The organism is Mesorhizobium sp. M0028, from assembly GCF_040323855.1.
In the GTDB taxonomy this organism is placed as follows: domain Bacteria; phylum Pseudomonadota; class Alphaproteobacteria; order Rhizobiales; family Rhizobiaceae; genus Mesorhizobium.
Window position 1 is genome coordinate 48,939 of record NZ_JAMYVG010000023.1, and the last position, 12,572, is coordinate 61,510.

General features: G+C 62.8%; 11 protein-coding genes. 5 read left to right on the forward strand and 6 right to left on the reverse strand.

Annotation, left to right across the window (positions count from 1 at the left end):
• Positions 1 to 12: 12 nt before the first annotated feature.
• The gene (locus NKJ93_RS28365; RefSeq protein WP_245278596.1) at positions 13 to 606 is read right to left on the reverse strand and encodes a methyltransferase family protein; all 594 of its coding nucleotides are present in this window, start codon (positions 604 to 606) and stop codon (positions 13 to 15) included.
• 144 nt (positions 607 to 750) lie between these two features.
• On the opposite strand from NKJ93_RS28365, the gene NKJ93_RS28370 reads away from it, so the two are divergent.
• The 3 genes from NKJ93_RS28370 (at position 751) to NKJ93_RS28380 (ending at position 5,241) form a co-directional block, all read left to right on the forward strand.
• On the forward strand, positions 751 to 1,617 hold the full coding sequence (locus NKJ93_RS28370; RefSeq protein WP_023719380.1) for an alpha/beta fold hydrolase: 867 nt from the start codon (positions 751 to 753) through the stop codon (positions 1,615 to 1,617).
• Between the two features lie 165 nt (positions 1,618 to 1,782).
• A complete protein-coding gene (locus NKJ93_RS28375; RefSeq protein ID WP_352592442.1) occupies positions 1,783 to 3,834 on the forward strand; it encodes an elongation factor G in 2,052 nt (683 codons plus the stop codon).
• A gap of 909 nt (positions 3,835 to 4,743) precedes the next feature.
• Positions 4,744 to 5,241: a methyltransferase family protein gene (locus tag NKJ93_RS28380; RefSeq protein ID WP_352592445.1), complete on the forward strand. Its 498-nt coding sequence runs from the start codon at positions 4,744 to 4,746 to the stop codon at positions 5,239 to 5,241.
• A gap of 138 nt (positions 5,242 to 5,379) precedes the next feature.
• Here NKJ93_RS28380 and NKJ93_RS28385 read toward each other — a convergent pair whose 3' ends face one another.
• Together NKJ93_RS28385 and trxB are read right to left on the reverse strand one after the other, a co-directional pair.
• On the reverse strand, positions 5,380 to 6,276 hold the full coding sequence (locus tag NKJ93_RS28385) for a LysR family transcriptional regulator (protein WP_023719100.1): 897 nt from the start codon (positions 6,274 to 6,276) through the stop codon (positions 5,380 to 5,382).
• A gap of 97 nt (positions 6,277 to 6,373) precedes the next feature.
• A complete protein-coding gene (trxB, locus tag NKJ93_RS28390; RefSeq protein WP_023719101.1) occupies positions 6,374 to 7,348 on the reverse strand; it encodes a thioredoxin-disulfide reductase in 975 nt (324 codons plus the stop codon).
• Positions 7,349 to 7,616: 268 nt separating this feature from the next.
• On the opposite strand from trxB, the gene NKJ93_RS28395 reads away from it, so the two are divergent.
• Complete coding sequence (locus NKJ93_RS28395; RefSeq protein ID WP_352494920.1) at positions 7,617 to 8,093, forward strand: Lrp/AsnC family transcriptional regulator; 477 nt, start codon at positions 7,617 to 7,619, stop codon at positions 8,091 to 8,093.
• A gap of 210 nt (positions 8,094 to 8,303) precedes the next feature.
• Positions 8,304 to 9,200 (forward strand): DMT family transporter, encoded by an 897-nt coding sequence (locus tag NKJ93_RS28400; protein ID WP_352592447.1) that lies wholly within the window; start codon positions 8,304 to 8,306, stop codon positions 9,198 to 9,200.
• 517 nt (positions 9,201 to 9,717) lie between these two features.
• Here the strand turns inward: NKJ93_RS28400 and NKJ93_RS28405 are convergent.
• From NKJ93_RS28405 to NKJ93_RS28415, 3 genes are all read right to left on the reverse strand, one after another.
• Positions 9,718 to 10,293, reverse strand: a complete 576-nt coding sequence (locus NKJ93_RS28405) for a D-sedoheptulose-7-phosphate isomerase (protein WP_023678348.1) — start codon at positions 10,291 to 10,293, stop codon at positions 9,718 to 9,720.
• 7 nt (positions 10,294 to 10,300) lie between these two features.
• A complete protein-coding gene (gene rfaE1, locus NKJ93_RS28410; protein WP_352592450.1) occupies positions 10,301 to 11,779 on the reverse strand; it encodes a D-glycero-beta-D-manno-heptose-7-phosphate kinase in 1,479 nt (492 codons plus the stop codon).
• A gap of 139 nt (positions 11,780 to 11,918) precedes the next feature.
• Positions 11,919 to 12,551 carry a LysE family translocator gene (locus NKJ93_RS28415; protein WP_352592453.1) on the reverse strand — a complete coding sequence of 211 codons (633 nt, stop codon included), beginning with the start codon at positions 12,549 to 12,551 and terminating at the stop codon, positions 11,919 to 11,921.
• Positions 12,552 to 12,572: the final 21 nt, after the last annotated feature.

Below are 12,572 nucleotides of genomic sequence, written 5' to 3' on the forward strand. Positions count from 1 at the left end.
CGGACTTAGACCCTACCACTTTCGTCCGATGCCGGCTGCATGTCCTGCCCGGCTACGGGCAAGGCGAGGCCAGAACAGGCCGGTGCGCGTGCGGTAGGCGTTGTAGGCATCGGCCAGCCTTGTCCGCGAAAATTTTCGCTCTTCGTCCAAGGCCGCGATCACATAGATCGTAACGATGCCGGCGACCGGCACCACCGCCCACACCGACCAGGTCGCGATGCCCCATCCGATCCAGAAGATGATGTAGGACGTGTAGAACGGATGGCGGACATGGAGATAAGGGCCTTCGGTCACCAGGCTGTCGGGATTGTCCGGATCGAACGCGAAACGCAGCCGCGCCTTGCGTGAGACCGAGATCGCCCACCAGAAAAGCGCCGAGCTTGCCAGTTCGATGGCGAGCCCGACGATCTTCGCTGCAACCGGCTGCCGCTCGATCCACAGCAGTGCAAGAAAGAACAGCGCCGTGCCGACCACGACGGCCGAAATGATCATGGCGCCTTGAGACATGCTCGATGACTGGAAATGCGCGCGCATCGACCAGGCATATTGGCCGAGCGTGGCGATGCTGCTGATCGAGAGGAGAAGGTCGAGTGTGGATTCCATCATCAGGGTCCCGGGGTTAGCTGTGGTGGATTCGCTGCATCATACTCGGCAGAAACCGAGAAATCATTTCTTAACCACCGTTCTAAACAACATGGTGACCTCGGCATGCGATGTTGACCTCGAGACAATCCGAAGGTCCAACCAGCTATGGCCGTTTCCCACCGCACGATCCGCACGCCGCAAGCGGATTTGCGCCTCAGCCAGTCGTCGGGACCAGGCATCCCGCTTGTCCTGATCCACGGCTCGGGCAGTTCGCGCGCCGTATTCGCCCGCCAGTTCGACAGCCCGTTGGCCGCTGCCCATCGATTGATTGCTTTCGACCTGCCCGGCCATGGCGAATCGTCTGACGCCCGCGATCCGGCGACGGACTACACCATCGCCGGCCTTGCCCAGTCGGCGGCTCAGCTCCTCGATGCCTTGGGGATCGGCCGCGCCGTCGTCTTCGGCTGGTCGCTTGGCGGGCACGTGGCAATCGAGCTCGCGAGTTTCCACCGCGCCGTCGGCGGGCTGATGCTAACCGGCGCGCCGCCGGTATCCAAGGGCCCTTTCGGCATGCTGCGCGGCTTCCATGCGCATTGGGACATGCTGCTGGCGTCCAAAAAGACGTATTCCGAACGCGATGCCGAGCGCTTCGAAACGCTCTGCTTCGGCGACACCGCCGACCCGTCCTTCCGCAAAACCATCCTGCGCACCGACGGCCGGCTGCGCGCCGCGGTGACGCGCGGCATGCTCACAGGCAAGGGCGCCGACCAGCGACAGGTGGTCGAGCAAGCCGCATTTCCGGTCGCCATAGTCAATGGCGAGAACGATCCGTTCGTCCGGCTCGGCTATTTTGAGACGCTCGCCTACGGCTCGCTGTGGGAGCATTGCCAAATCGTCCCCGGCGCCGGGCATGCGCCTTTCTGGGAACGTGCGGACCTGTTCAATCCGCTGCTCGCGCGCTTTGCCGAGACGGTGGCAGTGCAGCGCGTGGACGCAACCCCGCTGGCGTCGCGCCTAGCCGGCACCGGCTGAACCCGAACGTCAACTTCAAATCCCTTCAACTTCAAATCCCTTGCCCTCCCGGCCTGCCCGTGGGACGATGCCCTTTGGGTAGGTGGCAAATTGAAAAAAGCCTCGCCCGCGACGGCCGACAGGCCGGCCGCCGCTCACAGGGAAACGCCTGAGTGGAGGTCAGCCATGGGTACTCGCGCCGGAGGACGACGCACGGGACCGAAATGCATTGCCATAGTCGGTCCCTTCGCAAGCGGTAAGACGACACTTCTCGAAGCCATACTCGCCCGTACAGGCGCCATTCCCCGCCAGAATCCCGCTTCGTCGGGAAATACCGTTTCCGATCATTCGCCCGAGGCGCGTGCCCATGCGATGAGCGTCGAGGCGACCTTCGCTACCACCGAATTCATGGGCGAGCCGTTCACCTTCGTCGATTGTCCCGGTTCCATCGAATTCTCCTTCGAAGCCGAGCCGGTGCTGGCCGCCTGCGACGTCGCCGTGGTCGTCGCCGAAGCCGACGAGAAGAAGATTCCTGCCCTGCAGCTGATCATGCGCAAGCTCGATGATCTCGGCGTGCCGCGCATCCTGTTCCTGAACAAGGTCGACAAGGCGATAGCAGGCGTGCGCGACACGCTGAAGATGCTCCAGCCTGCAAGCTCGGTGCCTCTGCTGCTGCGCCAGATCCCGCTGCGCAAGGACGGCGTCGTCATCGGCTCGATCGATCTTGCTCTGGAGCGAGCCTACATCTACCGCGAATATGCCGAGAGCGAGGTCGCGCAGATCCCGAGCGACGACAAGGCGCGCGAGCTCGAGGCGCGCTTTTCCATGCTGGAGACGCTCGCCGACCATGACGACCGGCTGATGGAGCAATTGCTGGACGAGATCGAACCGCCAAAGGATGCCATCTTCGACGATCTTGCCGCCGACCTGCGCGACGGCATAGTGACGCCGGTGCTGATCGGCACCGCCGAGAAGGGCAATGGCGTGCTGCGCCTGTTGAAGACAATCCGTCACGACGCACCCGACATCGAGGCGACGCGCCGGCGTCTCGGCGCGCCCGATGGCAACGCCACCGTGGTCCAGGTGATGAAGACCGTCCACACCGCGCATGGCGGCAAGCTATCGGTGTCGCGCATCCTGTCCGGCCAGGTCGCCGACGCCGCCGAGCTGTTCCTTTCCAATGGCGAAACGGCAAAGGTCTCCGGCATCTACAAGATGCTCGGCAAGGACCAGATCAAGCTGACTTCGGCCAAGGCCGGCGACACGGTCGCGCTCGGCAAGCTCGACGCCGTCAGGACCGGCCAGACGCTGAGCTCGACCAAGGGCGGCATCAAGCCGCTGGTCACGCTGGCGCCGCCGCAACCGGTCTTCGCCTTCGCGCTGCGGCCGAAAGAGCGCAAGGACGAGGTCAAGATGTCGGCGGCCATCCAGCGCCTGGCCGAGGAAGATCCCTCGCTCAACCTGCATCACAACCAGGATTCGGCCGAAACCGTGCTGTCCGGCCATGGCGAGATGCATCTGCGCGTCGTGCGCGAGCGGCTGGAAGGCAAGAACCAGATCCCGGTCGAAGGCCATGTGCCGGCCGTGCCCTACCGCGAGACGATCCGCAAAGCGACGCAGCAGCGGGGCCGCCACAAGAAACAATCGGGTGGCCACGGCCAGTTCGGCGACGTGGTGATCGAGATCAAACCGCTGCCGCGCGGGTCAGGCTTCCAGTTCACCGATACGATCACCGGCGGCGTCGTGCCGAAGACCTACATCCAGTCGGTCGAGACCGGCGTGCGCGATTACCTGAAATCCGGGCCGCTCGGCTTCCCGGTCGTCGATGTTGCCGTCAACCTTTCCGACGGCTCCTACCATGCGGTCGATTCCTCCGATATGGCCTTCCAGATGGCGGCGAAGCTGGCGATGAAGGAAGGCATGGCCGCGTGCTCGCCGGTGCTGCTCGAACCGGTGATGAAGGTCGAGATCGTCACGCCGTCCGACGCGACGTCGAAGATCATCGCACTGATCCCGCAGCGGCGCGGCCAGATCCTCGGCTATGACGCGCGGCCTGATTGGCCCGGATGGGACGTTGTTGAGGCGACCATGCCGCAGGCCGAGATCGGCGACCTCATCATCGAGCTGCGCTCGGCCACTGCGGGTGTCGCCAGCTACCGGGCCGTCTTCGACCACATGGCCGAACTCACCGGCCGGCTGGCCGACGAAGCGCTGAACGCCAACGGCAAGGCCGCCTGAAACGGCAGCTTGCGGCCAGAACACAAGGAAGCACACAAGGAAACGGCGCCCGGATCATCCGGGCGCCGTTTCGTTGCGGACCGTCTTCGTGGGAGGCGAAACGGCAGGTCCGCCGCATGCTTGCCGCCGATGCGTGGCGGCGGAAGAAGGTTCGGACGCGGTAGCTGCCTGAGCCCGGTCGTCCGAGTGATGCCCCCATCCCCCGGACGAGCCACACCGCGTCCTATGTTCTGCTTAATCGATTTGGCGCGCCCGCGGCATGTTACCCGAGGTTACATGTCACTGTTACGCGACCGTTCCGGCCAATTTTCTGGCGATGTGTTGGTTTCGGGCAACAAAAAAGCCGGATCAATGAAGACCCGGCTGAGTTTGATTGGAAGTGCCTGTTAAGGCTAACCTCCAGAGGGGAACACTCGAGAGCGCTAATGGGAGGAGAACGCGCTCAGGAGATGATCTATATATGTGCTCTTCATGCCCAAGAAACAAGCATCTATTTTGCAACACACACATGCAAAAAGGCGCCGGCTGTGGTCTAATCCGTCCCGAAGCGCAATAGGACCAGTTGAATCGCTGAAATGCGGCGTGCGGCAAGGCAAAAATCGATCTGCAGCCGCGAATCGGCAGCGATTCTTGCTCCGAAAGTCGAAAAACGCAGGATGACGTGGAATCGTGCAGCACGCGTTTGTTTTTTCGGCAGCCAGACCTTGCTGGTGCATGTTGCCTAAAATCCCGCCTCGGACTTGACCCGAGGGTGCAGCGGTTTGTGATGCATGAATAAGGACAAGACCTGAGGAGCGTTGCAGGAAACCGTTCAAGGGCGCGCCTTAGAGCATGATCCCGGTCGAACAGGAAGATAGAGCCCATCCCGATTTCATCGGGATGGAACAGGCTCTAGGTAAGGAGACCTCCATGCGGCCCGCTTCGGCGATCGCCGGCAGCGTCATCTTCCTTGCTGTAGCGCCCGGCGTGGTCGCCGGACTGCTGCCTTGGCTGCTGACCGACCGCTATCGCCTGCCCTGGTCGAGACTGCCCGGTTTCGTTCTTGTGGGCTGGCTGCTGGTTATCGCCGGCACAGCCATACTGCTGCACGCCTTTGCCCGTTTTGCCCTGGAGGGCCTGGGTACGCCAGCCCCGGTCGCGCCGACCGAAAGGCTGGTGGTCGGCGGCATCTACCGCCATGTGCGCAACCCGATGTATGTCGCTGTGCTGTCGATCATCCTCGGCCAGGCACTGCTGTTTTCGAGCTGGGCGGTCGCCGCCTATCTAGTCATCGCCGCGGCCGCCCTGATCTCCTTCGTGAAACTATATGAGGAACCGACGCTTGCCCGCCGCTACGGCGCCGAATACGAAGCCTACCGCTGCGCCGTGCCCGGTTGGCTGCCCCGCCTGACGCCTTGGCGCGGGTAATTTCTGGACGCCGACAATTAGCGAAACCGGCGATACGGCCCCCTTCTCCCCGTCACTATACGGGGAGAATGACGCTTTCACCGAAGCTTTCGCCAATCGCCGGCGCTGCTCGGAAAAGTCGACGAGCTGCACTAGAAACTAAAACGACCAGCTGCGCGCCTTGGCGATGATGAAATCGCGGAAGACATGCAGCTTCGCCTGGTTCTTCATCGCGTCGGGATAGGCGAAATAGGTGTCGAAGGACGGCACCTCGGTCTCGGGCAGCAACTGCACCAGCCCGGAATCCTTGCTGACCACGTAATCCGGCAGCATGGCGATGCCGGCGCCGCCCTGCACCGCCCGTTTGATCGACAGGATGTCGTTGATCTGCAGCGTCGGCACCCTTTGCCCGCCTTCGAAATCGCCGACCGTTTCCAGCCAGTTCAGTTCCGACAGATGCGCCGGCACCGGCACGCCGAAGGTGACGATGCGATGGGCCTTCAGCTCGGCGATCGAATTCGGCTTGCCGTATTTGTTCACATAGGAGGGCGCCGCGTAGAGATGGAAATGCACGGTGAACAGGCGGCGCTGGATGAGGTCGGGCTGCTGCGGCTGGCGCAGCCGGATGGCGCAATCGGCCTGGCGCATTGTGAGGTCGAGCTCCTCATTGGCGAGGATAAGCTGCAGGCTGACCTCAGGATAGAGCTCGATGAATTCCTGCACGCGCTCGGTCAGCCAGCCGGCGCCGAGGCCGACCGTGGTCGTCACCCTGAGCACGCCGGAGGGCCGGTCCTTAGTCTCGGTCAGCCGCGACTTGATGGTTTCGAGCTTCATCAGCACGTCGTGCGCCGTGCGGAACAGCATCTCGCCCTGTTCGGTCAGCACCAGGCCGCGGGCGTGGCGATTGAACAGCGGCACGCCGACGTCATGCTCGAGCGCGCTGACCTGCCGCGAGATCGCCGATTGCGACAAATGCAGTGTTTCCGCGGCATGGGTGAACGACCCCGCTTCTGCTGCGGCGTGAAACACGCGTAGCTTGTCCCAATCCAACGCCATGATTTCCCCTCGTCCTGTTTTCTGGCGTCCGCCTGTTTTGGCGTCTGAATGAAAAATCAGGCTTTTGCGCGGCTTTTCTCAGCCGCTTGTTCAACAATCACTCCGCCGCTTCGCGGTGAACCTCGATCCCCGCCAAATATTTTTCCGCCTCGAGCGCGGCCATGCAGCCAAGCCCGGCCGCCGTCACCGCCTGGCGGTAGATATCGTCGGTCACGTCGCCGGCGGCGAACACGCCCGGCATGTCGGTGCGGGTCGAATCCGGTGCCGTCCACAGATAACCGTTCGGCTTCTGCTTCAGCTTGCCGGCAAACAGCTCGACCGCCGGTGCGTGGCCGATCGCCACAAACACGCCGTCGACCACGAGATGCATCTCCTGCCCGGTCACCACATTGCGCAGCTTCAGCCCTTCGACCGAAGGCGGCATCGGCGCCTTGCCGGGCCGGCCGGTGATCTCGTCGACGACCGTATCCCAGATGACGCGGACATTGTCCTTCTGCAGCAGCCGCTCGCGCAGGATGCGCTCGGCGCGGAAATCGCTGCGCCTGTGGATGACGGTGACGCTCTTGGCCAGGTTGGAGAGATAGAGCGCTTCCTCCACCGCCGAATTGCCGCCGCCGATCACCGCGACATCCTTGCCCCGATAGAAGAAGCCGTCGCAGGTGGCGCAGGCCGAGACGCCAAAGCCCATGAAGGTGTGTTCGCTCGGGATGCCCAGCCACTTCGCCTGCGCGCCGGTGGCGATGATCAGCGCGTCGGCGGTATAGGTCGTACCGGAATCGCCCTTGGCGCGGAACGGCCGCACATTGAGGTCGACCTCGGTGATGATGTCGTTGACGATGTCGGTGCCGACATGCTCGGCCTGCTTGAGCATTTCGCTCATCAGCCATGGGCCCTGGATCGGGTCGGCGAAGCCCGGATAGTTTTCGACATCGGTGGTGATCATCAGTTGCCCGCCCTGCTGCAGGCCGGCGACCAGCATTGGCTTGAGCATGGCGCGGGCGGCATAGATCGCCGCCGTATAGCCGGCAGGGCCGGAGCCGATGATGAGAACAGGCGCGTGCTTGGTGATCATGAAAAGCCTCTGCGGGGGAGCAGCCATGGATTGTGGCATGAACTCTCGTCGATTGTTGCGCGTAATGTAAGTGTTGCCTGCGACGCCAGCAAGGCAAGTTGCCGTTCGTCCCCGGAAAGCTTCCGCACCGGCGACGGCGACAAGCAACCGGTAGCAAGATGATGCGAAAATCCTCGATCCACCGGATGGAATAGACAGCAAAGTCGTTTAACTACAAAGTCGCGAAAGATTCTTTCGCGTCACCACGGAAGCCCGCACGGAAGCCGCCATGCCGATCAAGGCCGATCTCGATGCCATCGACTGGAAGATCCTGCGCGAGCTTCAGCAGGACGGGCGCATGACCAATGTCGAACTGTCGAGCCGCGTCGGCATTTCGGCGCCGCCATGCCTGCGCCGCGTCAGGCGGCTGGAAGAAGCCGGCATCATCCGCGGCTACCGCGCCTTGCTCAACGCGCCGGCGCTCGGCCTTGACGTCGTCGCCTTCTGCCTGATCGGCCTGCATCACCAGGCCGACGCCGAGCTCAAGACCTTCGCCGAGCGCACCCGCGGCTGGCCGATCGTGCGCGATGCCTGGATGGTGTCGGGCGAGTCCGACTTCCTGCTGCATTGCGTGGCGAGCGACCTCGGCACCTTCCAGACCTTTGTCATCGAGGAACTGGCCTCGGCAGCCAATGTCGATACGGTGCGAACCGCGCTGACCATCCGCCGGGTCAAGGATGAAGGGCTAGTGGCGTTCCACGCCTGATCCGGACCGCAGCAACGGAAGCTTTGATATTCGACAATAGGAATTCTAAAACACTTTAGAATATTAATTCCAATATTAATATTCTAATAAATCTCGTCGATTCAGGCAAAACTTCCAATATAATCGCCAGTTTAATTCGTATTATCGTCTGCACTTACACTCCGAAATTAGACAGGCGAAGCGTTGAGCACGACAGCACCGACACGCTCAATGTCGGCAAGCGACTGGGGGCAGTTGCTGCTTCTGGGTTTTCTGTGGGGCGGCACCTTCTTCTTCGCGCGTATCGCGGTAGCCGAGATTCCGCCACTGGCCCTTGTCCTTTATCGGGTGTCGATCGCCGCCTTGGTTCTGCATTTATGGCTGAGGACATGTGGCATTTCGTTCGCTCCCGCACTGGCGAGGTCCGGCTCCTTCCTGTGCCTGGCTTTGCTCAACAACGTGATTCCGTTCTCTCTGATCTTCACAGGACAAACCGAGATTGGTGCGGGTCTTGCCTCTATCTTCTACGCAACAACACCTCTGTGGACGATCCTCATTGCAAACCTGCTGACGGCGGATGAGAAATTGTCGGCAACCAAGCTTGCGGGAGTGGGGCTCGGAATCGCCGGAGCCGCCATCATGATCGGCCCCGGGCTGCTGTCCAATCTTGGTGGCCCTGCCTGGGCGAAGCTCGCCGTGATCGGGGCGGCCATCTCATACGGCTTCGGCGTCGTCTACGCCAAGCGGTTCAAGAACATGAAGCCATCGGTGGTGGCGACCGGCCAACTCACTGCCTCCACCATAGTCATGTTCCCGATCGTTTTCCTTCTCTACAGTCCGGCGGCGATCGTGACGTCAAGCGTCCCCATATGGGCGGCAGTGGCTGTTCTTGCGGTCTTCACGACGGCGCTGGCATTCATCCTCTATTTCAACCTGATCGCCTCGGCCGGAGCGACAAACGCTTCCCTCGTGACGCTTCTGGTGCCTGCCAGCGCGATCCTGCTTGGCACAGTGTTTCTCGGGGAAAGGCTGGAGCCGTTCGAGTTCGCGGGGATGACATCGATCATTGCAAGCCTGCTCATCATAGATGGCCGGCTTTTTCGCCGCTGGATGACGCAAAAATCCTAAACTTCGCGACATTGGCAGAAGCCAACTAATTGTGCTCTGACCCAAGCGCCTCGGTCGATACGGTGCGAACCGCGCTGACCATCCGCCGGGTCAAGGACAAAGGGCTGGTGGCACTTTCAGCTTGAGAGACCAGGCAAAGCGCCTGCGAAACAAAAACCCGGAAACAAAAAACCCGCCTCGGCGGGCGGGTCGTTGGTGGAAATCATCACCATACCCAAATTAATAGCATAGCTGCCGGCACAAAGCAAGAACAAAATTGTCTTCAGCGTTGAAGATTGGCGAAAACCGAGGCTACATCCAATCTCCCCCCTCGTGGGGGAGATGTCCGGCAGGACAGAGCGGGCGTGAAGGAACGCCAACCTCGTTCACCTGCGACCAGCCGATAACATGTCTGAGGGCATGATTGAAAATCCATCGACAGGTCGGCGGGACAGCGCCCCCCTCTGCCCTGCCGGGCATCTCCCCCACAAGGGGGGAGATCGGCAGCTTCAGCGCTGGCGCCTAATCGAATACCCAATCACCCCGCGTCGCAGAGGCGCGTTTCGACCATTTCGCAGAGATGGTGGTAGAGGCACAAATGCCCCTGCTGGATGATCGGCGTCGAGGTCGAGGGTACGTTGAGCAGGATGTCGGATAGCGGCTTCAGCTTGCCGCCGGTGTCGCCGGTCAGGCTGATGACCGTCATGCCCATCATGCGCGCCTGCTGGGCGGCGGCGAGAATGCTTGGCGAATTGCCGCTGGTCGAGATGGCGAGCAGCACGGCGCCCGCCGAGCCATGCGCCTCGACCTGGCGCGCAAACACCGTGTCGAAGCCGTAGTCGTTCCCCCAGGCTGTCAGCACCGCCGCATTGGCGGGCAGCGCGATGACGTTGTAGGCCTTGCGCTCCCTGAGGAAGCGGCCGACCAGCTCGCCGGCAATGTGGATGGCATCGCTGGCCGAGCCGCCATTGCCGGCGATCAGCAACGCCTTGCCCTGCGAAAGCGCGGCGACGACGGCGCTGACCGCCCGCTCCATCTCGCTGGTCAGGTCGCGCTCGACCATCGCCGAAATGGCGGCCGCCGAGCGGGCCAGGTAATCGTTCAGTTCGGACATGAAATCCTCAGTTTCCGGCGCGTAATCTGCCAATGGTGCCGGTGGTGCTCTTGCCGGCGACGAGGTCGACCAGCACGACGCGCCCGCCGGCCTTCTGCACGACATCGGCGCCAACCACCTGATCGACCGTATAGTCGGCGCCCTTGACCAGTATGTCGGGGCTCAGCGCCTCGATCAGCGAAAGCGGCGTATCCTCCTCGAAGATGACGACGGCGTCGACGGAGGCAAGTGCTGCCAGCACGCAGGCCCGGTCATGCTGGTCGTTGACCGGGCGCCCCGGCCCTTTCAGCCGGCGCACCGAGGCATCGCTGTTGAGGCCGAGCACCAGCCGGTCGCACAGGCTGCGCGCCGCGTGCAACAGACTGACATGGCCGGCATGCAGGATATCGAAACAGCCATTGGTGAAGCCCACGCTCAAGCCCTCGTCCTTCCAGCCCGCCACCAGCCGCGCGGCGGCGGCGGCATCGAGGATGGCATCCTTGTGGGCAACCGGACCATGCGAGCGAAACAGCGCGCCGGTGAGTTCCTCGATCGTCAGCCGCGCCGTGCCGCGCTTGCCGACGACAACGCCGCCGGCGGCGTTGGCGATCGATCCGGCCATGACGCGATCCGCCCCTGCAGCAAGCGCCAGTGCAAACGTCGCGATCACCGTGTCGCCGGCGCCTGAAACGTCGAACACTTCGCGCGCCTGCGTGGCGATATGCCGGGCGTCGTCCGCACCGATGACGCTCATGCCCTTTTCGCTGCGCGTCGCGACGACGAAATCGAAACCGTGCGCCGCAATCAGCTGGCGCGCCGCCGCCTCGATCTCGTCGTCGGCGAACACCGCGCGGCCGACCGCCTCGCCGAGCTCCTTACGGTTGGGCGTGATTGCCGTCGCGCCGGCATAACGCGCATAGTCGCTGCCCTTCGGATCGACCAGCACCGGCTTGCCCGCTTCCCGACAGATCGAGATCAGCTCGCCGGCGACGCCGTCGAGCAGCACGCCCTTGCCATAGTCGGACAGGATGACGATGTCGGCGCCGACCAGCGCGTCGCGGAAATGCCCGACCATCATCGCCCGCTCGGCATCGCCCAGCGGCTTGATTTCCTCTTCGTCGAAACGCAGCACCTGCTGGTTGAGCGCGCTGAAGCGGCTTTTCGACGACGTCATGCGATCGGCATCCTGCGCCAGCCCGCCGGTGTCGACGCCAAACTCGTCGAGCATGCGCATGAGGTTCTTGCCGGCCTCGTCAGCACCGATCACTGAGACCGGTATGGCGGCGGCGCCGAGCGAAACGATATTGGCGACGACATTGCCGGCGCCACCCATCGCCAGCGTTTCGCCGCGCCCGTGCAGCACGGGGATCGGCGCTTCCGGCGAAATGCGCTCGATTACGCCATTGACGAAACGGTCGAGGATGAAATCGCCGACCACCAGCACGGTGGCGCTGCCGAAGCGCGAGATGGCGCGGTGAAGAGGTTCGGGTGAAGGCAGCTTGATCATGTCAACGCGCGGGAGAGCCGATTTCAGTGACAGGGAAATTCGATTGGCAGGGCCGGCCGTTCATGGCGATGCCGATATACCGCAATTCCAGCCAACGCAACGGCAGGCCTTCGACCGATCGCCGCAGCGCGACGGTGCGTCAGCTTTTCTGCAACGCGACATGCACGCCCAGCCCGACGAGCACCGCACCGCCGGCGCGCCGCATCAGTCGTTGCGCCCGGCTCGAGCGCCGCAGCCTGGCGGTCACCGCGCCGGCCAGCATCACGCAAACAATGTCGGCCGACGAGAACATCAAATTGACGATCGTTCCAAGCACGACGAACTGCAGCCAGACCGGAAGCCCTGCCGAGGCATCGATGAATTGCGGCAGGAACGCCATGAAGAAAATCGCCGTCTTGGGATTGAGCACCTCGACGGCAACGCTCTCGAAAAAGGCGCGGCGGGCGGATTTCGGCTGAATTCCCGGCAAAACCGCATCGCCTTGGGCCTTGGCGCGAAACAGCGAAACACCGAGCCAGATCAGATACAGTGCACCGACCAGCTTGACCGCCATGTAAAGCACCGGCACGGCATGGAAAAGCACCGACAGGCCGACAGCGGCGGCGAAGACATGGACATAGCCGCCGAGATGGATGCCGAGCGCCGCCATCAGGCCGGACCAGCGGCCGCGCGCCATGGTTTGCGCGGCGGCATAGAGCATCGCCGGACCGGGGATATAGGCGAAGATCGCCGTGGTGGCGAAAAAGGCGACAAGCAGTTCGGTTGACGGCATTACCTTGCTCCTGTCGCCGGT

What these genes read in the sequence shown, in the direction of transcription:
- NKJ93_RS28365 (WP_245278596.1), bottom strand. Translation starts at nt 606, where the DNA reads ATGATGGAATCCACACTCGACCTTCTCCTCTCGATCAGCAGCATCGCC.
- NKJ93_RS28370 (WP_023719380.1), top strand. Translation starts at nt 751, where the DNA reads ATGGCCGTTTCCCACCGCACGATCCGCACGCCGCAAGCGGATTTGCGC.
- NKJ93_RS28375 (WP_352592442.1), top strand. Translation starts at nt 1,783, where the DNA reads ATGGGTACTCGCGCCGGAGGACGACGCACGGGACCGAAATGCATTGCC.
- NKJ93_RS28380 (WP_352592445.1), top strand. Translation starts at nt 4,744, where the DNA reads ATGCGGCCCGCTTCGGCGATCGCCGGCAGCGTCATCTTCCTTGCTGTA.
- NKJ93_RS28385 (WP_023719100.1), bottom strand. Translation starts at nt 6,276, where the DNA reads ATGGCGTTGGATTGGGACAAGCTACGCGTGTTTCACGCCGCAGCAGAA.
- trxB (WP_023719101.1), bottom strand. Translation starts at nt 7,348, where the DNA reads ATGATCACCAAGCACGCGCCTGTTCTCATCATCGGCTCCGGCCCTGCC.
- NKJ93_RS28395 (WP_352494920.1), top strand. Translation starts at nt 7,617, where the DNA reads ATGCCGATCAAGGCCGATCTCGATGCCATCGACTGGAAGATCCTGCGC.
- NKJ93_RS28400 (WP_352592447.1), top strand. Translation starts at nt 8,304, where the DNA reads ATGTCGGCAAGCGACTGGGGGCAGTTGCTGCTTCTGGGTTTTCTGTGG.
- NKJ93_RS28405 (WP_023678348.1), bottom strand. Translation starts at nt 10,293, where the DNA reads ATGTCCGAACTGAACGATTACCTGGCCCGCTCGGCGGCCGCCATTTCG.
- rfaE1 (WP_352592450.1), bottom strand. Translation starts at nt 11,779, where the DNA reads ATGATCAAGCTGCCTTCACCCGAACCTCTTCACCGCGCCATCTCGCGC.
- NKJ93_RS28415 (WP_352592453.1), bottom strand. Translation starts at nt 12,551, where the DNA reads ATGCCGTCAACCGAACTGCTTGTCGCCTTTTTCGCCACCACGGCGATC.